Origin of the sequence: Streptococcus suis, from assembly GCA_002831545.1 — a bacterium.
In the GTDB taxonomy this organism is placed as follows: Bacteria; Bacillota; Bacilli; order Lactobacillales; family Streptococcaceae; genus Streptococcus; species Streptococcus suis_P.
Genome location: CP025095.1, coordinates 1,050,728 through 1,071,581 on the forward strand (window position 1 = coordinate 1,050,728; position 20,854 = coordinate 1,071,581).

Genomic DNA, 20,854 nt, shown 5'->3' on the forward strand with positions numbered 1-20,854 from the left:
GTTATGGAAGAAATTAAAAATGAGCAGATAGATTTGATGAATGTTGTTCGATTTTTGCGAACACATCTTTTTAAAATAATTATTTTGGGACTAATTGGTGCTATTATCATGTTTGGATATGCTATGTTTATGGTTGCTCCAAAATATAGTTCTACAACTCAGTTATTGGTCACGCGTAATGAGACCATTGAGCAACAAAGCTACCAAAATGAAACAAGAACCAACCTAGAGATGATACCGACTTACAAAGAAATTTTAGTGAGTGAACCGGTGTTAGATGAAGTGGTCAAAGAAGTTGGAGGCCAGGTTACAGTAGGTCGTTTGAAAAGTAATTTAACATTCAACCATTCTGATGAGAAATCTCAAACCTTCACACTATCATTAAAATGGAATAGCCCTGATGAGGCACAACGAATACTAACGATTATAACAGAGAAGTTTACACAGGTCTTACAGACGATTTATGGGGACAATGTATCTAAGGTGGTTGTTCTATCAAAAGCGTCTTATAGTGCGGGGAAAACGGAACCAAATTTAAAAAAATATGCCTTAATTGGTGCCGTGATTGGCGGAGTTTCAGCCATTGTACAAGCACTTTATATGATGTTGGCAGATAATACAGTAACTAATGCAGAATTTTTAGAAAGTATGAACCTAGTTGTTTTGGGGGAACTATATACAATGTCCCCAAAAGAACAGCAAAATAGTCGCTTACAAGAACAGAGTTCAAGACGTAGATAGATAAGTTGGAAAGGAGGCAATCTAATGTTGTTTAAAAAGAAACGTAGAAATAGACAGAGTTTGGCTGTTGAACAAAAAAAAGGAGCACCACTTTATACATATGTAGAACCAGAATCACAAAATTCTGAACGAATTCGAATGTTGCGCACTAATTTAGAGTTCATACAAGTTAATGATTCATTGAAGTCGATTGCGGTGACATCGTCTATTCCTGGAGAGGGAAAGTCAACAGTAGCGGCAAATTTGGCGGTAAGTTTAACGGCAACAGGAAAGAATGTTTTGCTTGTTGACACTGATTTAAGAAGACCAACTGTTCATAAGACACTTAGGGTGTCAAGATTTCCTGGGATATCAGATTTAATCTTAAACCCCAATATTCCAGCTAAAGATGTTATTTGTTTCAAGGAAGATGTATCGCTCTTTGTTATGCCAGCGGGCGAGTTGCCATCAAATCCATCAGAGTTGCTCGCCTCTCAGAATATGAAGAAAATTATGGAGGAACTGGAAAAGCATTTTGATTATATCATTTATGATGTTCCGCCGATTAATAGCGTTACAGACCCTCAAATTATAGCGAGCCGTGTTGATGGAGTTATCCTTGTAGTACGCTCTGGCTATGTTCATAAAGATGAGGTGAGAAGGAGTCGGACAGCTTTGGAAAACGTCGAGGCACGTATTTTAGGTTGTGTGTTAAACGATGTGCCAATGGATCAGGATGATAAATACTATTATTACAAAAAAGAGTGAAAATTTAGGAGAGAAGAATGTCTAGAAGTTTAAAAGTCCTTATATTAATTGCCGTGGATTTGATAATGATGGCTGTTTCGATGTATGCAAGTATGCAATTCCTAGACATTCTTTTTTCGATGACTTGGTCCACTTTTGGGCTTACCTACGTCCTTGTTGGTGCGGTCTATGTGTTTTTTTCTAGAAAACAGAGGCTTTTTTCAAGAGTAACACGCTTTACTGATCAAGATACGTTGTTGAGACTGACTTTTAGTTTAGTACTTGCTTATGTCGTCGGATTTCTGTTTTCTGCGCTTGTCTTACATTTTGTAAGTTTTCGTTTTTCTCTTATCTCCCTCGTTTTTTCAATCGTATTATTAACTTTTCCACGTTTGGCTTGGAGGAGCTATTATCAAATTCATAATCGAAAAGTAGGGGCATCAAATCAGTCTCTATCTACATTAGTGGTCGGTGCAGGTGAAGGGGCACATTTGTTTATAAAAACAATCGGCGAAGAAAAACTTCCTTATCGTATTGTCGGTATTGTTGATGATGATGTAAAGAAGAGGGGAACTCATATTGGCGGTGTGGGTGTTTTGGGAACGAGCCGAGATATTCCAGATATTATCCTTCAACAAGATGTGAAACAAGTTGTCATTGCGATTCCCTCGTTATCAGGTAAAGAACGTGAGCGCATTGTTGAGATTTGCCAGCAAGCACATGTTCCAGTATTCAATATGCCGAATATTGAGGATGTTCTATCTGGGAAGTTATCCATCAGTGCACTGAGGGAAATTGATATTGCTGATTTGCTAGGAAGACCTGAGGTGGTCTTGCAACAAGAACGTTTGAGTGAGTATTTTGCGCAAAAAACAGTTTTGGTTACTGGTGCAGGGGGTTCAATCGGTTCGGAGATTTGTCGGCAGGTTGCGCGTTTTTCACCCAAGCGATTACTGTTATTGGGGCATGGTGAAAATTCTATTTACCTCATTCATAGAGAATTGCAGGCTAGCTATAAGGGTGTGATTGACATTGTTCCAATCATTGCTGATATCCAAGACAGAGAGCGCTTATTTCAGATTCTTGCTGACTATCGTCCCAATATCGTTTATCATGCAGCAGCACATAAGCATGTTCCTTTGATGGAATACAATCCACATGAAGCAGTAAAAAACAATATTTTCGGTACAAAAAATATCGCCGAAGCGGCTAAGGCGAATAAGGTTGAGAAGTTTGTCATGGTTTCGACAGATAAAGCTGTTAATCCACCAAATGTCATGGGAGCAACAAAACGTGTTGCAGAAATGATTGTCACAAACTTAAATGAAAAAGACAGTACGCAATTTGTTGCCGTACGCTTTGGTAATGTACTAGGCAGTCGAGGAAGTGTTGTTCCACTCTTTAAAGAACAGATAAAGAATGGAGGTCCTGTTACAGTGACCGACTTCCGTATGACTCGTTACTTCATGACGATTCCTGAAGCTAGTCGATTAGTGATACAGTCGGGTTATCTAGCGAAGGGTGGAGAGGTATTTGTTTTGGATATGGGAGAACCCGTTAAGATTTTGGACTTGGCACGTAAAGTCATCAAACTCAGTGGGCATACTGAGGAAGAAATTGGTATTGTCGAATCGGGTATTCGACCAGGTGAAAAATTGTACGAAGAATTGCTCTCTACGGATGAACGAGTCAGCGAACAAATCTATGACAAAATTTTTGTTGGTCGAGTGCAAAATTATGACAAGGAAACGGTCGAACAATTCATCCAAAGTTTAGCTGAAAAATCTACTGAAGCCTTGAAAAAAACTTTAATTGACTTTGCAAAACAGGAATAGAGGGAGTGGGAAAGAACTCGACTGGTCTAAAAAGAGTTCGTTTTCCCACCCCCGCACAGTTGATTAGGTCAGATTTGGAGTGTGAAACACGAACAAATCTGCCAATCAACCACTGCGCTGAGATGTTGACACGAACTCTGAGTAGTGGAGCTGGGCTTTTTGCCCAGCCTCCTAGAGTGTAAAAAATATCTTTATACTCAATGAAAATCAAAATCCGACTAGGCGACGCAGATGCAGATAGAACTGAAGTTCATCAAATCAAGTCAACAACGTCTGATTTTGATTTTCGAAGAGTATTACATTCTAGGAAGACTAGAAAAAGTAACTGTACAGGATGGTGTATCAGAGTATTCTCCCTGTCTTAGAATGAAATAGTTAGGAGTAAGATATGGCGTTTGAACGTTCAAGGAGCTTTTTCCCTTTTGAAAATAAAGTTTGGCTCTCATCTCCCACAATGCATGGAGATGAAATGACCTATATGCAAGAAGCATATAATAGCAATTGGATGACAACAGCAGGTTCTAATATCAATGCTCTAGAAGAATTGCTCCAAGATTATACAAAGAGCGAACATGCGGTGGCCTTATCATCTGGTACAGCTGCTTTGCATCTGGCTATCAAATTGGCAGGAGTGAAGGCAGGTGATTATGTTTTTTGTTCCGACATGACTTTTTCAGCGACAGTCAATCCTGTGACATATGAAGGTGGGATTCCAATCTTTATTGACTCAGAAGCAGATACCTGGAACATGGATCCTAAAGCATTGGAAAAAGCTTTTGAGTTGTATCCAGATGTGAAGGTAGTGGTACTGGTTCATCTGTATGGCGTTCCAGCAAAACTTGACGAAATCCAAGAAATCTGTGAAAAGCATGGTGCGATTTTGATCGAAGATGCAGCAGAGTCATTAGGGGCAACCTATAAAGAAAAGCAGACAGGGACATTTGGTCGCTATTCCATCATCTCCTTTAATGGAAATAAGATTATTACCGGTTCAAGTGGCGGTGCATTACTAACTTCTGACTTACATGCAGCCAATAAGACGAGGAAATGGTCAACACAGGCGCGTGAGCAAGCTGCTTGGTATCAACATGAGGAAATCGGCTATAACTATCGTATGAGTAATGTGATAGCTGGAGTGGTGCGTGGACAGATGCCATATCTTGAGCAACACATTGCACAGAAAAAAGCTATCTATGAACGCTATCAGGAAGGTCTGAAAGATTTACCTATTCAGATGAATCCTTTTGATGCGGAAAATAGTTCACCAAACTACTGGTTGTCCTGTCTGACTATCAATCCAGAAGCAATGACCAAGCAAGTTCGTTCGGATAATGATGTACTTTATACGAAGGCAAAAGGAAAGACTTGTCCGTCAGAAATTTTAGATGCCCTGAACTCAATAAATGCTGAAGGTCGTCCTATCTGGAAGCCCATGCATTTGCAGCCCATTTTTAGGTTAAATCCTTTTGTAACTGCAAGGGGAGATGGTCGTGCACAAACAAATGCCTACATTGTAGAAGAAACCGCTGAAGTAGGGACAGATATCTTTGAAAGAGGGTTGTGCCTACCGAGTGATAATAAAATGACAGTGGAAGAGCAAAATCGCATTATCGAAGTAATTAGAGCATGTTTTGAGTAGGAAAGAAGGAGTAATGACAAGAAAACAAGGGATTTATGAAAGATATTTAAAACGTACACTTGACGTTGTGCTATCATTCTTAGCGCTAATCGTATTATCACCAGTTATCTCAATAGTAGCTATTCTAGTGCGTTTGAAACTTGGAACACCGATCTTTTTCACGCAAGAACGACCAGGAAAAGACGAGAAGATTTTTAAAATGTACAAGTTTAGAACGATGACGGATGAAAAAGATGCAAATGGTCATTTATTGCCAGATAGTGTACGTCTAACCTCCTTTGGAAAGTTTTTACGTTCTACCAGCTTGGATGAATTGCCAGAATTATGGAATATTTTAAAAGGGGATATGAGTATTGTTGGACCACGGCCACTTCTAATCAAATACTTACCGTACTATTCTGAACGTGAGAAATTTCGTCATTCAGTTAGGCCAGGTCTTACTGGGTTGTCTCAAATAAATGGTAGAAATTGCTTGGATTGGGATACAAGGTTAGAATTAGATGTCCGATACTCCCTAAACATTACGATGTGGACTGATATTCAAATTTTATTAAAAACAGTTCTTAAAGTTGTAAAACGTGAAGATGTAGTGGTAGTGGATACTGGTACAATAAAAGATTTAGATATTGAAAGAAAAAATGATTACAGAAATAACGTATAATAATCTTCCTCAATATAAAGATGACATATTGGAATTATTGAGAGAGGTATACAGTAGTAGCTTTGTCATTGACGATTCGTATTTGTGCACAGTTGTAAATGAAAAATATGCAGATATGTCAAGGATATTGGCGAATAATACAGGTTTTGTACTCTCCTATATTGAGAAGAGTGAAGTTTTAGGTTTTTTATGGTATTATCATAAAAATGATTTTGGGGTTGATAAAATTTTCATAAATTTTATTGCAACAAAACATTCTGTACGTGGTCGGGGTATTGCAAGTCAATTGTTGTTTCGCCTAAAGGAAGTTGCAAAGGCGAGAGGTATTTCGAATATTGAACTTATAGTAACCACTAGTAATGAAACAGCTGTTCAATTTTATGAGCATCATGATTTTACAGAATACAGAAAAGTCATGGTGTTGGAGATGGAGAACGATGATAAAAAAAATAACCTTAGCTGAGAGTGAATTATGGAATCAAATTATTTCTACATTTGATGATGTAGATATTTACTACACTGCTGAGCATGCTCAATTATATAAAATTCACGGAGATGGTGAACCCATTCTTATTTATTATTATGATGATTTTATTCGTGCAATAAATGTTGTCATGCTTCGTGATATTGCCCACTCGGGCCTTTTTAATGGTTTACCTGAAAATACATATTTTGATATCGCAACTCCGTATGGTTATGGTGGAATGCTGATACAAGGAAACAATAGTGAGCATAGCATGTTTAAATTGAAGCAAGAATATTTGGAGTTCTGTAGGAATAACAGTATCATCTCAGAATTTGTTCGATTCCATCCAATACTAGAAAACTATAAAAAAAGTGCGACACTATATAATATAACTGAAATTGGTCCCAATATTACTATAAAACTAGAATCTAAAGAAGCAATTCAAGTCTCTTACGAAAATTCCAATCGAAGAAATATCAATAAGGCGAAGAAAAACAAACTAGATGTTTATTTAAGCAATGACCCAGCTTTAGTAAATACATTTATGGGTATTTATAAGGAAACAATGGATAGAGATGATGCAACGGAGTATTACTATTTCGAAAAGGAATATTATGACTATCTATTTGATGCTTTAAAACAAAATGTCCTTTTTGCCTATGTAAAGAAAGATGATTCAATCATTGCTATGTCAATATTTTATTTATACAACAGCAAAATCCATTATCATCTTTCTGCTTCAAAAACAGACTATGCTTCGCTATATCCAACAAATCTACTAATTGATTTTATGGCACATTGGGGTAGTGAGCATGGTTTTACTGAAATGATGTTGGGAGGCGGTCTGGGAGGACGAGAGGATAACCTTTTCCGCTTTAAGCGAAAATTTAACAAAAATTTTGACAGAAAGTTCTATATTGGTCAACGTATCTTTGATAAGGAAATGTACGAGAAACTTGTCAAACTTCGCGGAGAAGAGTTGAAAGATTTAGAAACAAATTATTTTCCAAAGTATCGGAAACCTTAAAGAATATCATCGAGATAAAATAATGAAAATTTTATACGTAACAACCATTTCAAATACACTGAATGCTTTTTTGATACCCCATATTGAACAATTGGTTGAAGATGGGCACACGGTTGATGTGGCTTGCAAACTAGAAAGACCTTTTGAGGATAACTTATTGAACTTGGTAGGGGCAACCTATGAGTTACCATTTAGCCGTAGCCCTCTACGCAATCCATATAAACAGCTTATAGGTCAGTTAAGAGATATCGTTAAAAATGGGGGATATGATATTGTTCATACCCATACCCCGATAGCATCTGCTATTGTACGTTTGGCTTGTCGTAATCTTCCAAACGTTAGAGTATTTTATACTGCTCATGGTTTTCACTTTTTAAAAGGTGGTCCATTATTTAATTGGTTAACCTATTATCCTATTGAAAAATTCCTCTCTCGCTATACAGATACCTTGATAACGATTAATCACGAAGATTATGCGATTGCAAAAAAAAATTTTCAGATGAAGCACCTTTACTTGGTCAATGGGGTAGGGATTGATACAGAAAAGTTCCAACCTGTGAACGAGGAAGAAAAGAGTGAACTCAAAAGAAGATTAGGATTTGATGCCAATAAAAAATACTTGATTTTTGTTGGAGAACTCAATGCCAATAAGAATCAAACCGTCTTGATAGAGATGATGGAGCAACTCTCTAAAAAGCGACAAGACCTAGTGCTCTTGTTGGTTGGTCACGGTGTCCTTGCAGATACTTACCAACAGCAAGTTGATGAAAAACAGTTGGGGGACTTTGTTCACCTATTAGGTTACAGAAGCGATGTTCCTGATTTAATGAAAATTTCAGAGCTTGCTTTATCTAGTTCCAAGCGAGAGGGGCTACCTGTCAATTTAATCGAAGCAATGGCGACGGGTCTCCCCTTGGTTGTTTCAAATTGTCGGGGCAATCGTGATTTGGTTGAAACCGGGCAAAATGGCATTGTTTTGAAAGAAGCAACAGCAGAAGCATTTGCTAATGCGGTAGAACAAATGATAGATGATGAGGAATTGTATCAAAAAATGCAAGTGGCTTCAATGAAGAATGCTAAAGAGTACTCACTTGTCCAGATAAAGACTCAATTGAAAACAATCTATGAAAAAGTTAGAAATGAAGAGGAAAATGAATAGGGTGGAGGAAAAATGAGACTATCAGAAATACTATTTTACCTTTTTCTACTAGCTAAGCCTTTTTATTTTTTTAAATCAGGAGGAGTTCAGCCTGGGGATGTATTCTTAGTATTATCTGTTGTGGCATACATCGTTGAGAATCGTCTCCAGCTATATTACAAAAGTATAGATAAAGCATATCTTTTCTTTTATTTTTTTGTTGTAGTCATCAATCTAATCTATTTTTCAATTTATTATGGTGACATTCCTGTTCTTAGCTTTATTTTACCCATTCTATACTATCTTTATAATTTATTGGTAATTATACTCTGTCGCTATTTCTTTAAGAAAAAGGAAGGGCTACTTCGATTACGTACAGTTGTTCGCTTATCTTTGTACATCCAATTGCTATTGTACTTTGTCGCACCTTCGTTTTTAGTAGATACGTCGGAAGTTCGTTATACAGGGACATTTAATGACCCCAACCAGCTAGGATTCTTTTTGCTATCTAGTATCTATGTAATAGTTGTTATCAATCGTAAGTTAAAACAGAGAGAAAGATTGATTGACCATATCTGTGCTATAATTCTCTTATTTGCAACTTCTTCGACAGGAATATTGCTAGGTTTTGCGTCACTATATTTCTTTTATCTTCTTTTCTTTGAAGATATGACCTCGCTATTAAATAAAGTGCTGTTGTTCATATTTGGTGGGCTAGTGGCAGTGTTACTCTTACAAATTGTTGGAACGACATTTATCTCAGGATTTGAGGATAGCTTTTTATACAAGCGGTTGATGACAAAGATTGATAAAGGTTTGACAAATTCATCTAATAATTCTGGTAGTTATGGAGAACTAACCTTAATTCAGGAACGTGGGATAGATCGGGTATTACTCTATCCTCAATATCTTCTTTTTGGAGCTGGTGAGGGCTACTACAAACGCTTTGTTTTGAGTGCAATCCAGTTAGAAATCCATTCAACTTTTTTAGGAATGCTTTTCTATTATGGTATGATACCTTTTTCAAGCTTGTTGTACTGGATTTGGGGGAATATCCGAAAATCAGGGCAATTGATTTGGATTGTATTTCTTCCCTTAATCATTGAAAGTTTTACTTTAGCCAATCAACGACAACCGTATTTTTGGATTTTATTTGTTTTGGCTTCCACCTCTTTTGCTAATGTCAAAAAGAAAGACGAGGAGCTTGTTTAGAAATAAGGAGAAATTAACGTGAAAATTTCTGTTATTATGGGTGTTTACAATGCAGTTGATACGGTATCAGCGGCTATTGATTCAATATTAGGACAGACTTTTCAAGATTTTGAGTTTATTATCTGTGATGACGGTTCGGTCTCCTTACTAGAAAAATATCACAAAAGATATCCTGATAAGATACGACTTATTATACATGAAAAAAATAAAGGGCTAAACGAGACCTTGAATGACTGCCTAAAGATAGCAGAGGGTGAATATATCGCACGTATGGATGCGGATGACCTTTCGATGCCTACTCGATTTGAAAAACAAGTTGCTTTCTTAGATTCACATCCTGACCACGCTTTTGTGGGCACTAATATGATTCATTTTGATGAAAATGGTGATTGGGGAGTGAGTACCTTATTGGCTGAACCTAGAAAAGAAGATTTGGTGAAGGGGAGTCAGTTTGCACATGCGACGGTATTGATGAGAAAGGCTGCTGTGATGGGAGTGGGAGGTTACAGTGTCTCTCCAAAATTGCTTCGTGTAGAAGATTATCACCTTTGGATAAAACTCTACGAAAAAGGTTTGAAAGGTCACAACCTAACTGAGGCTTTATATAAAGTTCGTGATGATAAGGATGCTCAGGGGAGACGAACACTATCCAATCGTCTCAATGAAGTATACGTTAAGCGTTTAGCGATTCAACAGTTGCATCTGTCACCGATAAATTATATCTATGCATTGAAGCCTTTATTGCTCATTTTGGTACCATCTGCTTTTTATAAAATATTGCATCAGATGAAGTTGAAAAAGTGAAATACTAAAGAAAGAAGATAACGATGATTCCAAAGATTATCCACTATTGTTGGTTTGGTGGCAAAGAACTGCCCCAAGAGGTAGAAAATTTTATCCAAACAGCACGAAATCATATGCCAGAGTTTGAAATAAAAATATGGACAGATGATAATTTTGATTTGACATCTCATCCTTTTGTGCGGACAGCATATAAAGAAAAGAAGTGGGCATATATAACTGACTTTGCTAGATTAAAAGTACTAGAGGAATTCGGTGGAATTTATATGGATACTGATGTCGAAGTCAAACAATCTCTTGAAAAATTCTTAAAACATCAGGCTTTTACTGGTTGTGAAAATGAATTTTATTGTATTACTGCAACAATGGGGGCTGTGAAGGGACACCCATGGATTAAGAGATTGTTATCCTACTACGATAATCCATCTCTTGTTAGCAATGACAAACTAAATGTTCGTCCCAATACAGTAATTATTACTGAAATTACTAGAGAAGAGTATGGATGGATTCCATTGGATGAATATCAGGTTCTCCAAGAAGATTTGCATATTTATCCTTCAGATGTTTTTTGTGCTAAGGATATTGAAACATTAAAATATAAAGTTACAGATAACACTTATACGATTCATCATTTTAATGGGTCATGGTTATCGCCAGCAACACGTTTAAAATTAAAAATTCGAAAGATGATACCCCCATTTTTGATAAAGAAATATCACCAAATGCGGAGGATATAAAAGTTTATCTACTAGTTTGCTTTTATTGAGGTATAATGTATTTTTGAAGAAAAAGCTCTTAGAATTATTAATCTTTAAATTTGAGTTTGAGTTTTGTTCATAGCTAAAGGGATTTATTTTTAGTAATTAAAAGGAAAGTTGTTTAAACAGGTTAGTTCTATTTGTACATAGACTAGCTAGTGGAGTTAAATATGAATATTTTGGTAATTGGAGAAACCTATTCTTCGAATTTAGGAGATCCTTTGATTTGTCAATCTGTAGAGTGGATTATAGCTAAGTTTTCAGATGCAACGATTGAACATATGGATTTGTCAGGGAGAACTGCTTTTCTCCCTCCTAAATACAGCAATGAGAAGAGCAGGGATGTTGTCAAGAAAAATGTATTAAAAAGCTATTTAAAACAAAGTTTCCTAGTGAATTTTATTTTAACAAGAAAACATTCTAAACTATTACTGACGCAAAATAAAAAATTTTATGATGAGCAATTGAACAAGTCATATGATTTAGTTATTTTTGCTGGTGGGCAAATGTTTTTAGACTATTTTATTCCTTCGATTCATTATATTGTTAATCTACTTGATAAAAAGCGGGTTCCCATTATTTTTAACGCTTGCGGTGTAGGCAAAATCACAAAACAAAACGCAGATAAACTAAAGGAAACCTTGTTAAAACCTTCAGTAATATCTGTAACATCTAGAGATGACGTTGATTTCTTAAATCATCTCTTAAATAAAAATGATTATGTAAAAAGCATCTTCGATCCGGCTATAGTTGCGTCTAAAATGTATCAAATTGAAAAACAACCATCTGAGCTCATTGGATTAGGGGTAATGTGGGTAGAACATTTTTCTGTAGAACAACTATTGAAGTTTTGGCAGGCTATCATTGGAGAGTTAGATTCGCGTAATATAGCGTGGAAATTATTTACTAATGGTGGTGAAAAAGACTACCAACTGTGTAGCTTGCTTCTGAAAAAGCTTTTTCTATATGATAAAAAAATGACTATCTACTCGATAGGGCAACTGAACCTGAAAAGTTTGTTGAACAGGTTAGTTTATTCAATAGGATTATTTCATTTAGACTTCATAGTCTTATTACGAGTTATTCTTTAGGAATTCCCTCAGTAGCTGTAGAATGGGATACAAAAGTAAGACAGTTTTACGATAAAATTCACCTGCCACAGTCTGTATTTACTATTGAAGCGAATGCAACAGTCGTTGTAGATACAATTTTAAAGATTGATGCAGATGAGTTGGTCAGAAATAGAGATATCCATTTGACTACAATGCTTAATCAAGTTCAACAGACATTATTAGTGCAAAAAATTGTTGAGGAAGAAATTTAAAGTGGATAAAATAAAAAAATTAGTCGTTAACGGTTTGCTTTTTGCATTTGGGAATGTAGGGACAACTATTGTTGGTATTTTATTATTACCAATTCTGACTGCTTATTTAATCCCTGATGAATACGGTACTGTTGACTTAATATTAGCACTGACAAATATCTTATTACCTTTTATAAGTTTAGGGCTAGGTTTTTCAATTGTACGTTTTACAATTGAATATAAGTCAAAACAACGTGACATTTTATTAACTTCTTTATTGCTCTTTCATATTATTGCTGTATGCGTTGCTCTTATTTCTCCTTTTTTAAACCTATTTCCGTCTATATCAGACTACTACTACCTTTTTTTACTGTTATTGTACTGTCGTTCTATCAATACGATTATGATGCAGTATATTATAGGAATTGAAAAGATTAAATTATATACAGTAAATGGCATTCTTCAAACAACTCTAACAGGAGTTTTGAGTATTTTATTTATTGTTTACTTCCGTTTAGGAATTTTCGGATACCTTTTATCGAATATATTGATTTCCCTTTTTTCTACGATTTATCTTTTAATGTATTGTGGCATTACTCTAAAATCTATAAAACAATTCAAGGTAACAGATTTCACATTAATAAAAGATATGTTAGGTTATGGGTTTCCCTTGATTCCTAATGATGTGATGTGGTGGGTGGTCAACTATTCATCACGTTTTTTTCTGATAAGTAGTGCTGGGGCAGTGGCAAACGGTTTGTATGCAGTAGCTGTTAAAATACCAACCTTGTTAAATCTAGCTAGCAATATTTTTATGCAATCCTGGCAATTGATTGCTTTTGAAGATGAGGAGTCAGAAAAAGATGAAAATGAAATTAATACAATGATTTTTAATGTTTTTTCGTTGACTGTCTTTGTCTTAGCTTTTATTTTAATAGCTCTGAATAGGTGGTTATTTACGATATTATTTTCTAGTGATTACTATTTAGGAAATACGGCAACTCCCTTTTTGGTTTTAGGAACGATTTTTTCGATTTTTTCCAGCTATTTTGCAACAAGTTCAATGGCGATCAAAAAGACAAGACCTATTTTTATATCAACATTTTTAGGTGCCGTACTTTGCTTGATTGGGAATTATTTTCTAATTTCTGAATATGCTATAATAGGAGCGGCTTTATCAAGTGCAATTAGCTATTTTATTGTGATGATTTATCGGTTATGGATTGCGAGACAGATTGCAAATTACTCAGTGGATTATATTCGATTTTTTCTAAATATCATAGTTCTTAGTGTATTTGCTTCATTAAAATTGATAGCACTGCCGTTATATAGTGATCTTTTTGTTTTTGTAGTATTGATAATAATAAATTATCCATTTGTGATGACCCTAAAGGGTGTCGTTGTAAAACAGTTAAGTTTGATAAAAAATAAGTCAAAGGTTCAGTAGTTGTGATTACAAACAAAACCATCCTAATCACTGGTTCTGCTGGGTTTATCGGTAGCCATCTTGTTCAGAAGTTATTGAAAGTCAATCAAGCGATGCAGATTATTGGTCTGGATTCTTTAAATGATTATTATGAGGTATCTTTGAAAGAATGGCGATTGGCTGAACTGGAAAAAGAGGCTGCAAACTCTAAAGCCAGTTATCGCTTTATCAAAGGAAATATTGCTGATAAAGACTTGGTTACTCAAGTCTTTGCTGACTTTAGACCTGATATTGTGGTGAACCTTGCAGCACAAGCAGGTGTTCGCTATTCGATTACGAACCCAGATGTCTATATTGAGAGTAATGTGATTGGTTTTCAAAACATCTTAGAGGCTTGTCGCCAGCATCCTGTTGAGCATTTAGTGTATGCCTCGTCATCGTCTGTTTATGGTGGAAATGAGAAAGTGCCATTTTCGGTAGATGATCAGGTAGACCATCCAGTCTCGCTCTATGCTGCAACTAAAAAGTCCAATGAATTATTTGCTCATGCCTACAGTAAACTCTATCAAATCCCAACAACTGGTTTGCGTTTCTTTACAGTTTACGGTCCTGCTGGTCGTCCAGATATGGCTTACTTTGGCTTTACCAATAAATTGCTAAAGGGAGAGACGATAGAAATTTTTAACTATGGTCACTGCAAGCGTGATTTTACTTATATTGATGATATTGTACAAGGGATTTGTCTGGTCATGGAGAAGGCTCCAAAGTTAGAAATCGGTGAAGATGGTTTGCCGATTCCACCGTATGCCCTATACAATATTGGAAATAGTCACCCCGAGAACCTTTTGGATTTTGTGACAATTTTACAGGAAGAACTAGTAGCAGCTGGTGTTTTATCTGGTGACTATGATTTTGAAACGCATAAGAAACTTGTTCCCATGCAGCCTGGCGATGTCCCAGTGACCTATGCTGATACGAGTGCATTAGAAAAAGACTTTGGATTCAAGCCAACAACGTCCTTGCGTGATGGCTTGCGGCGATTTGCCCAGTGGTATAAGGAATATTATCTGTAATTAGATGAATGTGAGAAAGGAGAAAGCATCTGTTTTATAAAGTATTCAAACGATTGATAGACATTGTTGGAGCTGTGTTCATGCTCTTACTCTTTTCTCCTATTTTTCTTTTGGTAGCGGTGCTTATCGCTTGTGATACAGGATTCCCTGTAGTGTTTACTCAAACGCGTATTGGAAAAGATAAGATGCCATTTACCATTTATAAATTCCGTACCATGTATGCTACAGTACCTAGCGATGTTCCGACCTATCAGGTAAAACCTAGGAAAGGTCTGGTAACTCCTGTGGGAAAATGGCTGAGAAAGTCAAAGTTAGACGAACTTCCTCAGCTGTGGAATATCTTAAAAGGTGATATGTCTCTGGTTGGACCGAGACCAGCCTTGTGGAGTGAAACGGCTTTGATTGATGCTCGAGATAGATATGGTGTCAATCGTTTAAAACCTGGTTTAACAGGACTAGCCCAAGTGAAAGGTTTACAAGTCCACAAGGTGAAAAGTAAGGTTGAGTGGGACAGACAATACCTATCTGAAGCAAGTCTCTCCCTTGACCTATACTGCTTGCTGATAACACCGTTAGTATTGATATCAAGTCTGCTTCCTTTTAGGGGACGAAATAAGCGTAAAAGATAGCAAATGAAGGAAATTTGCTATTCATCTTGTTTTAATGTAAAATAAATAAGTTAGTACAACATTGAAAAAACGTATCTTTCCAAATAGCTATACCTTTGCGAAAGGGATATAAAACAAATGACTGTGCCAAAAACTAGTGATTTACCTTCTGATGAAAAAGACAAAAATGAGCTCTTGTTTATGCAATTAAAAGAAGAAATTCGCCAAAGAGTTTCAGATGTTCAATCAGGAAATTATAGTCGAATGAATTAGCTTTCAGACAAGGAACTGAGACGCAGGCTGTACTAGAGTACGGCAAGTCGAAAGTGACGCTGTATCAAAGCTAATTCAAATGTCTATGCTATACTGATGACGATTTGAAGATACAAATAACCTATAAAAAGAAGAACCTGTATTCACAAGTGTCGTGCTTTTATGTAAGAAAATTTTTTGCTAATCAAAGCAGTTTTTGAGGAAATACTGGCTGTATTAAAAAAAAACGAACAATGAGTAGCTGAAAAAGGAGTTTTAGATAGAAGTGCTGAACTGCAAATGCAGGTTCTAAAAATAGTTTAAGGAGGAACATGGAGCCGTATTCAATCTTATTAGCGGTATGGCGGGAAGACAATCCTGACCATTTTCGTGAGGCAATAGAAAGTATGCTTTCACAAACCTACCCCGCAGAGGAATGTATCATTGTAAAAGATGGACCTGTTCCAGCTAGTTTACAAGATGTTATCAATGATTGTCGAAAAAAAAATGCAAAAATTCCCATTGTTGAAGTGGTTTTAGAGAAACATTCGGGACTGGCTACGGCTCTGATGGCAGGCTTATCAGTTGCTAAGACAGACTTGATTGCTCGTATGGATGCGGATGACGTCTCACGACAGGAGCGGTGCGAAAAGCAAGTGAGCTGTTTTGAGAGTGACCCGACGCTTTCGCTTGTAGGAAGTTATGTATCAGAATTTGAAGGAACGACTAGCGAATCATTGAGTATCCGAAAAGTTCCCTTGAATCACGAGGCGATTGTGAATTTTTCGAAACGAAGAAATCCATTCAATCACTCAAGTGTCATGTTTCGCAAATCGGCGGTTGATGCAGTTGGTGGATATAATCCTACCATTCGCTACAATCAAGATTGGGATTTGTGGTTGCGGATGCTTCATCATGGCTATCGTGCAGCCAATATCCCTGAGGTTTTGCTTGACTTCCGCTTTAACCGCGATACCTTGAAAAGGCGGAAATCTTGGACGAGTCTCTTGCAACTGATACGGTTGCGGTATGCTTCCTATCGACGGCAGGAGATGACAGCTTGGGATTTCCTATCGGTAAATCTTCTTCACTTGATGATGGGGATTCTTCCTTTACGTGTACAAAGGGCGTTTTATAAGTATATGCTACGAAGATAGAAAAGGAGTTTGTCGCTAGATGATAAGGAATGTCGGAAAATTTATGACTGTATTCAGACAGTCGCCGAGTATGGCTTTGTTTAAAGTTCTGACAAAGTTTGGGGCTGAAGAGGCCATAAAGCCTGATTCCTTTTTGGGAATGCAGCTTTCGCGTCTAAAGTGGCGAGTTCATTCACGTTTTTATGAAAAGACAGTTACTCGTCACTTGTCTCCGTTTTCTGCTTATTTAGAGAATGACAATACAGCTGACTCCCTAACACCAATCATCTGGACCTTGTGGTGGCAGGGTGAGTCGGAGCTTCCCGCAGTCTGTCGCCATGCGATTGAGAGTCAAAAACGCTTTGCACAGAAAAATGGTTACCAGCACATCTTCTTGACAAAGGATAATCTGGCTGATTATCTAGCGATTCCAGAGGTTTTGTTGGATAAGCTGGCACGAAAAAAGATGGCGTTTACCCCTTTTTCAAACTATGTTCGCTATGCTCTGCTTGCCCAACATGGAGGTGTTTGGATGGATGCGACCCTTTATGTCACTGACCAATTAGACAGTCATTTGTTTGCAAATGATTTTTTTACCTTTCGACATCAGATTGAAAGTGTCAGAAACTATTATCTATATTGGATAGAGCAAGGGCGGTGGACTTCGTTTTGTTTTTCTGCAAAGAAGGGAAATCCTCATGTACGCTATATCCGTGATTGTTTGCTTTACTATTTTAGTCAAGTAGATAATCCCATCAACTATACGATTGATCTGTTCCAAGATATTCATTACAGGCTTCATCCTGAGTTTCGAGAGGTGATTGATTACCTGCCTATTGTTTCTGGGATTGAAAATAGAGATTTCGTGTCTGTTCATTTTAATGAACCATTTGATGAGAAGCGATGGCAAGAAGTGCTAGAGACAAGTCCAATAGTGAAATTTTCTTGGAAATTTTATCGTAAATCAATTCTCGATGGAAGTTATGCGGATGTGATTTATCGCCCATTTTTTCCAAACGTAAAGGAGACCAATGAAGACTAAGCCTTTTTTCTCAATTGTTATGCCTATCTATAATGCCGAGCTCTATCTAACGGAAGCGATCGAGTCTGTATTACATCAGACCTATCAGGATTTTGAGCTGATTTTGGTCAATGATGCCTCGACTGACCAGTCCGAGATGATTTGTCAGGAGTTTGTAGCTTTACATCAGAGAAAAGTCCGCCTCTACTCTCATAAAGAAAACAAGGGCTTGCTTCTGACACGTGCGACAGGCATGGCAGAGGTACGTGGTCAGTATTGCCTGTGTCTGGATGCGGATGATGTCTTACGGATGGACTATCTAGAGCTTGTCAAGCAAACAATTGATGAGATGCAGGCAGATGCTGTGGTAATCAATTTTTCGATGGAGCCTGATTTTTCTATCAAGCGAAGAGATTTTAGTCCTTTTCTGAATCGTCAAATGACGGGCTTGGAAGTCATTGAAGAACTACTTCTGGCGAAGACTCAGCTGACAACTGTATGGCAACTGGTGTTTAAGGCTTATTTTATACCTGATCAAGCTTTTTATCAGCAATTTGGGCACTTTGTTCGGAGTGTGGATCGGATACCCTTGCACCATATTTTGGCAAGGGTAGAAAGAGTGCTTGTTTTAGATGAAGCTCTCTATTATTACCGTCAGGTGTCGACTAGCTTAAGTTTTAATTTTAACGAAATAGATTTTGAAGAATGTGCCCAGACAGATTTGTATTTGTATGATAGTTATCATAAGAAATTTCCAGAAAACATGGATGCATATTTGGTAAGGAGATTTCTCTGGTATACCAAAAAAGTATTGCTAAAAAGTAAATCCTTCAAGGAAGTGTGTGATAGAGCAAGGGTGATTCGTCAGTCTCTCGTTTTTAGGAAGGTAATGGAAATAAAGAAAGACACGCAGTCACAGTATGACCGCCTATTTCTCTTACTCTTGAACTACCGAATCCTACATTTGCTTTTGGCTATCAATTGGTATAGAAAGCGTTTAAGGAGGTTATTATGAAGACCAATCCCTTTTTCTCGATTGTCATGCCAGTCTATAATGCGGAGCTCTATTTAACTGAGGCGATTATGTCTGTTCTAGCTCAGACCTATCAGGATTTTGAGCTGATTTTGGTCAATGATGCATCGACTGACCAGTCTGAGACGCTTTGTCAGGAGTTTGTCGCTTCGCATCAGGATAAAGTCCGCCTCTACTCTCATCCTGAAAACAAGGGCTTACTTTTGACACGTGCGACAGGCATGGCAGAGGTGAGAGGTCAGTATTGCCTGTGCATGGATGCGGATGATGTCTTGAGAGCGGATTATTTAGAAATGGTTAGGCAAACGATTGATGAGACGCAGGCAGAGGCTGTGGTGATTAACTCTTCTCGTCGGATAGATTTTTCACAAAAGCCTGTTGATTACACTCCTTATGTTCATCGTCAGATGACTGGACCAGAGGTTGTGAAAGAGATGATACTGGCAAATCGTGTGCTAATGACCTTGTGGTGTACGGTCTTTCAGTCATGTTTTTTACCAGATGACCACTTTTTTGGGTCTTTTCAGCGATTAGTATGTGGTTCTGACTTAGTGACCATTGAAGCCATTTTTTCAAACATCCATCATGTTGTTGTTCTTGATGAGGCACTCTATTATTATCGATTTGTGCCAAGTAGCCTCAGTAACTCTTACACGGTAAAACATTTTGACTCCGTAGCCTTTTCAGATTGGTATTTTCATGAAAAATATGCGACCGATTTGCCAGTGGAGATGGCGGAACGTTTGATGAGACGTGTTTCTTGGTCAGGAAAACGATTACTGCTCTCAAGTCCTTTAAGTGATATATTAAAAAATACTCAGCATATCAAGGAATCTTTGTTTTTCAAGAGAGCGATAGCAGTTGGGAGTTCCGCAAAATTGCGTTTTAGTGATAAGGTATTCTTGTATCTTGTCGAGCATCGTTTTACACACCCAATGTTATTGTTGTATTTTCCATTGGGACGCATCAGAAAATGGTATCTGCAAAGGGAGGCTAGATGAATAAACCGTTTTTTTCTATTATCATGCCAATCTACAATGCTGAATCCTATCTGCTAGAGGCTTTGGATGCTGTTTTTGGACAGACCCTCCAAGACTTTGAATTGATAGCGGTTGATGATGGCTCACATGATAGCAGTGTGGCGATTATCAAAGCGTTTCAGAAGCGATATGAGAAGCAACTGACCTTGATTCAAAGTCCTCATCAGGGGTCATTAGTCGCACGTGCCATAGGAATGGAAAAGGCTAAAGGTGACTATATTCTCTGCATTGATGCAGATGATAAGATGAGACGTGACTATCTTGAGGGGGTCTTCCAGCGGATACAAAAGACTGGTGCTGATTTGGTATTGACTAATTATTCTATCTATGCTGATTTTTCCAACAAAGAACGCCCTTGCCTCTTTCCAACGGATGAGCTACTAGATTCGCAAGAAGTGTTGGATACTTTTTTTAGAAGAGGGCATCTGAGGACACTGTGGAGCAAAGTCTTTCACCGTTCCCTTTGTCCACCTGTTGATTTTTACAAGAACTTGCCTGACTTTCGAACGGGTACGGATGCCGTTGTTTCTGCTTATGTGATTGAGCATGCTCAGAGACCACTTTCTATTGACGAAGCCTATTATTTTTATCGTAAGGTTCCAAATAGTTTGAGTAATACTCTGGACGCAAATTTTTTTGATTCAAAAGTGGTACTAGAGCTTTATTTTCAAGAAAAGTACAAGGAACTTGGCGATGTTGTAAAAGTCAGTATGGTTCGTCGTATAAGTTGGTTTTCCACTCTCTACCTTCGAGCGGCGAAGAATTATCTTGATTTTTTGAAACGATTAAGGCATGTGCGTTCCTCTGCTGTCTTTCAGCAAAGCTTGGTCTATCTGAATTTTGACGAAGTCACTCGCTACCAACGCCGCTGGTTTACCGTTCATCGCTATCCCATCCTAGACCCGTTAGCATATGTTGTTCCCTATCTATTAAAAATTTGGAGAAGGTTATTTTGAAA

At 37.3% G+C, this 20,854-nt stretch carries 20 protein-coding genes; all 20 read left to right on the forward strand.

Annotated elements, in window-relative coordinates:
* The first annotated feature begins 3 nt into the window (after nt 1-3).
* The 20 genes from CWM22_05165 to CWM22_05260 all read left to right on the forward strand — a co-directional run bounded on the left by CWM22_05165 (nt 4) and on the right by CWM22_05260 (nt 20,852).
* Nucleotides 4-741 carry a hypothetical protein gene (locus CWM22_05165; GenBank protein AUC91331.1) on the forward strand — a complete coding sequence of 246 codons (738 nt, stop codon included), beginning with the start codon at nt 4-6 and terminating at the stop codon, nt 739-741.
* A 24-nt stretch (nt 742-765) separates the two neighbouring features.
* Entirely contained in the window at nt 766-1,488 is a 723-nt protein-coding gene (locus tag CWM22_05170; GenBank protein AUC91332.1) for an exopolysaccharide biosynthesis protein, read from the forward strand.
* A 17-nt stretch (nt 1,489-1,505) separates the two neighbouring features.
* On the forward strand, nt 1,506-3,302 hold the full coding sequence (locus CWM22_05175) for a polysaccharide biosynthesis protein (GenBank protein AUC91333.1): 1,797 nt from the start codon (nt 1,506-1,508) through the stop codon (nt 3,300-3,302).
* A 388-nt stretch (nt 3,303-3,690) separates the two neighbouring features.
* A complete protein-coding gene (locus CWM22_05180) occupies nt 3,691-4,941 on the forward strand; it encodes an aminotransferase DegT (GenBank protein ID AUC91334.1) in 1,251 nt (416 codons plus the stop codon).
* A 13-nt stretch (nt 4,942-4,954) separates the two neighbouring features.
* Entirely contained in the window at nt 4,955-5,602 is a 648-nt protein-coding gene (locus CWM22_05185; GenBank protein AUC91335.1) for a sugar transferase, read from the forward strand.
* Nucleotides 5,580-6,065: a GNAT family N-acetyltransferase gene (locus tag CWM22_05190; GenBank protein ID AUC91336.1), complete on the forward strand. Its 486-nt coding sequence runs from the start codon at nt 5,580-5,582 to the stop codon at nt 6,063-6,065. Before CWM22_05185 ends, CWM22_05190 begins: the two co-directional genes overlap by 23 nt.
* Entirely contained in the window at nt 5,962-7,095 is a 1,134-nt protein-coding gene (locus CWM22_05195; protein AUC91337.1) for a GNAT family N-acetyltransferase, read from the forward strand. Before CWM22_05190 ends, CWM22_05195 begins: the two co-directional genes overlap by 104 nt.
* Before the next feature lie 22 nt (nt 7,096-7,117).
* On the forward strand, nt 7,118-8,254 hold the full coding sequence (locus CWM22_05200; protein AUC91338.1) for a glycosyltransferase family 1 protein: 1,137 nt from the start codon (nt 7,118-7,120) through the stop codon (nt 8,252-8,254).
* Nucleotides 8,255-8,266: 12 nt separating this feature from the next.
* Nucleotides 8,267-9,445, forward strand: a complete 1,179-nt coding sequence (locus CWM22_05205) for a hypothetical protein (GenBank protein AUC91339.1) — start codon at nt 8,267-8,269, stop codon at nt 9,443-9,445.
* A 36-nt stretch (nt 9,446-9,481) separates the two neighbouring features.
* Nucleotides 9,482-10,249 carry a glycosyltransferase gene (locus tag CWM22_05210; GenBank protein ID AUC92845.1) on the forward strand — a complete coding sequence of 256 codons (768 nt, stop codon included), beginning with the start codon at nt 9,482-9,484 and terminating at the stop codon, nt 10,247-10,249.
* Between the two features lie 23 nt (nt 10,250-10,272).
* The gene (locus CWM22_05215) at nt 10,273-10,983 is read left to right on the forward strand and encodes a glycosyl transferase (protein ID AUC91340.1); all 711 of its coding nucleotides are present in this window, start codon (nt 10,273-10,275) and stop codon (nt 10,981-10,983) included.
* A gap of 191 nt (nt 10,984-11,174) precedes the next feature.
* Nucleotides 11,175-12,095 (forward strand): polysaccharide pyruvyl transferase family protein, encoded by a 921-nt coding sequence (locus CWM22_05220; protein AUC91341.1) that lies wholly within the window; start codon nt 11,175-11,177, stop codon nt 12,093-12,095.
* Between the two features lie 213 nt (nt 12,096-12,308).
* Nucleotides 12,309-13,754, forward strand: coding sequence for a hypothetical protein (locus CWM22_05225; GenBank protein ID AUC91342.1), 1,446 nt, complete (start codon nt 12,309-12,311; stop codon nt 13,752-13,754).
* A gap of 2 nt (nt 13,755-13,756) precedes the next feature.
* Complete coding sequence (locus CWM22_05230; protein ID AUC91343.1) at nt 13,757-14,806, forward strand: protein CapI; 1,050 nt, start codon at nt 13,757-13,759, stop codon at nt 14,804-14,806.
* 80 nt (nt 14,807-14,886) lie between these two features.
* Nucleotides 14,887-15,435: a sugar transferase gene (locus CWM22_05235; protein ID AUC91344.1), complete on the forward strand. Its 549-nt coding sequence runs from the start codon at nt 14,887-14,889 to the stop codon at nt 15,433-15,435.
* Between the two features lie 563 nt (nt 15,436-15,998).
* Entirely contained in the window at nt 15,999-16,823 is an 825-nt protein-coding gene (locus CWM22_05240) for a glycosyl transferase (protein ID AUC91345.1), read from the forward strand.
* A 19-nt stretch (nt 16,824-16,842) separates the two neighbouring features.
* The gene (locus tag CWM22_05245) at nt 16,843-17,844 is read left to right on the forward strand and encodes a hypothetical protein (protein ID AUC91346.1); all 1,002 of its coding nucleotides are present in this window, start codon (nt 16,843-16,845) and stop codon (nt 17,842-17,844) included.
* The gene (locus tag CWM22_05250) at nt 17,834-18,838 is read left to right on the forward strand and encodes a hypothetical protein (protein ID AUC91347.1); all 1,005 of its coding nucleotides are present in this window, start codon (nt 17,834-17,836) and stop codon (nt 18,836-18,838) included. The genes CWM22_05245 and CWM22_05250 overlap by 11 nt, the downstream gene beginning before the upstream one ends.
* Nucleotides 18,835-19,857 (forward strand): glycosyltransferase family 2 protein, encoded by a 1,023-nt coding sequence (locus CWM22_05255; protein AUC91348.1) that lies wholly within the window; start codon nt 18,835-18,837, stop codon nt 19,855-19,857. The genes CWM22_05250 and CWM22_05255 overlap by 4 nt, the downstream gene beginning before the upstream one ends.
* Nucleotides 19,854-20,852 (forward strand): glycosyltransferase family 2 protein, encoded by a 999-nt coding sequence (locus CWM22_05260; GenBank protein ID AUC91349.1) that lies wholly within the window; start codon nt 19,854-19,856, stop codon nt 20,850-20,852. Before CWM22_05255 ends, CWM22_05260 begins: the two co-directional genes overlap by 4 nt.
* The last annotated feature ends 2 nt before the right edge of the window (nt 20,853-20,854 follow it).

Excerpts from the sequence above, each read along its gene's own strand:
- CWM22_05185 (AUC91335.1), top strand. The coding sequence starts at position 4,955 with ATGACAAGAAAACAAGGGATTTATGAAAGATATTTAAAACGTACACTT.
- CWM22_05255 (AUC91348.1), top strand. The coding sequence starts at position 18,835 with ATGAAGACCAATCCCTTTTTCTCGATTGTCATGCCAGTCTATAATGCG.
- CWM22_05210 (AUC92845.1), top strand. The coding sequence starts at position 9,482 with ATGGGTGTTTACAATGCAGTTGATACGGTATCAGCGGCTATTGATTCA.
- CWM22_05165 (AUC91331.1), top strand. The coding sequence starts at position 4 with ATGGAAGAAATTAAAAATGAGCAGATAGATTTGATGAATGTTGTTCGA.
- CWM22_05235 (AUC91344.1), top strand. The coding sequence starts at position 14,887 with ATGCTCTTACTCTTTTCTCCTATTTTTCTTTTGGTAGCGGTGCTTATC.
- CWM22_05250 (AUC91347.1), top strand. The coding sequence starts at position 17,834 with ATGAAGACTAAGCCTTTTTTCTCAATTGTTATGCCTATCTATAATGCC.
- CWM22_05200 (AUC91338.1), top strand. The coding sequence starts at position 7,118 with ATGAAAATTTTATACGTAACAACCATTTCAAATACACTGAATGCTTTT.
- CWM22_05215 (AUC91340.1), top strand. The coding sequence starts at position 10,273 with ATGATTCCAAAGATTATCCACTATTGTTGGTTTGGTGGCAAAGAACTG.
- CWM22_05190 (AUC91336.1), top strand. The coding sequence starts at position 5,580 with ATGATTACAGAAATAACGTATAATAATCTTCCTCAATATAAAGATGAC.
- CWM22_05240 (AUC91345.1), top strand. The coding sequence starts at position 15,999 with ATGGAGCCGTATTCAATCTTATTAGCGGTATGGCGGGAAGACAATCCT.
- CWM22_05175 (AUC91333.1), top strand. The coding sequence starts at position 1,506 with ATGTCTAGAAGTTTAAAAGTCCTTATATTAATTGCCGTGGATTTGATA.
- CWM22_05205 (AUC91339.1), top strand. The coding sequence starts at position 8,267 with ATGAGACTATCAGAAATACTATTTTACCTTTTTCTACTAGCTAAGCCT.
- CWM22_05245 (AUC91346.1), top strand. The coding sequence starts at position 16,843 with ATGATAAGGAATGTCGGAAAATTTATGACTGTATTCAGACAGTCGCCG.
- CWM22_05220 (AUC91341.1), top strand. The coding sequence starts at position 11,175 with ATGAATATTTTGGTAATTGGAGAAACCTATTCTTCGAATTTAGGAGAT.
- CWM22_05195 (AUC91337.1), top strand. The coding sequence starts at position 5,962 with ATGAAACAGCTGTTCAATTTTATGAGCATCATGATTTTACAGAATACA.
- CWM22_05260 (AUC91349.1), top strand. The coding sequence starts at position 19,854 with ATGAATAAACCGTTTTTTTCTATTATCATGCCAATCTACAATGCTGAA.
- CWM22_05170 (AUC91332.1), top strand. The coding sequence starts at position 766 with ATGTTGTTTAAAAAGAAACGTAGAAATAGACAGAGTTTGGCTGTTGAA.
- CWM22_05180 (AUC91334.1), top strand. The coding sequence starts at position 3,691 with ATGGCGTTTGAACGTTCAAGGAGCTTTTTCCCTTTTGAAAATAAAGTT.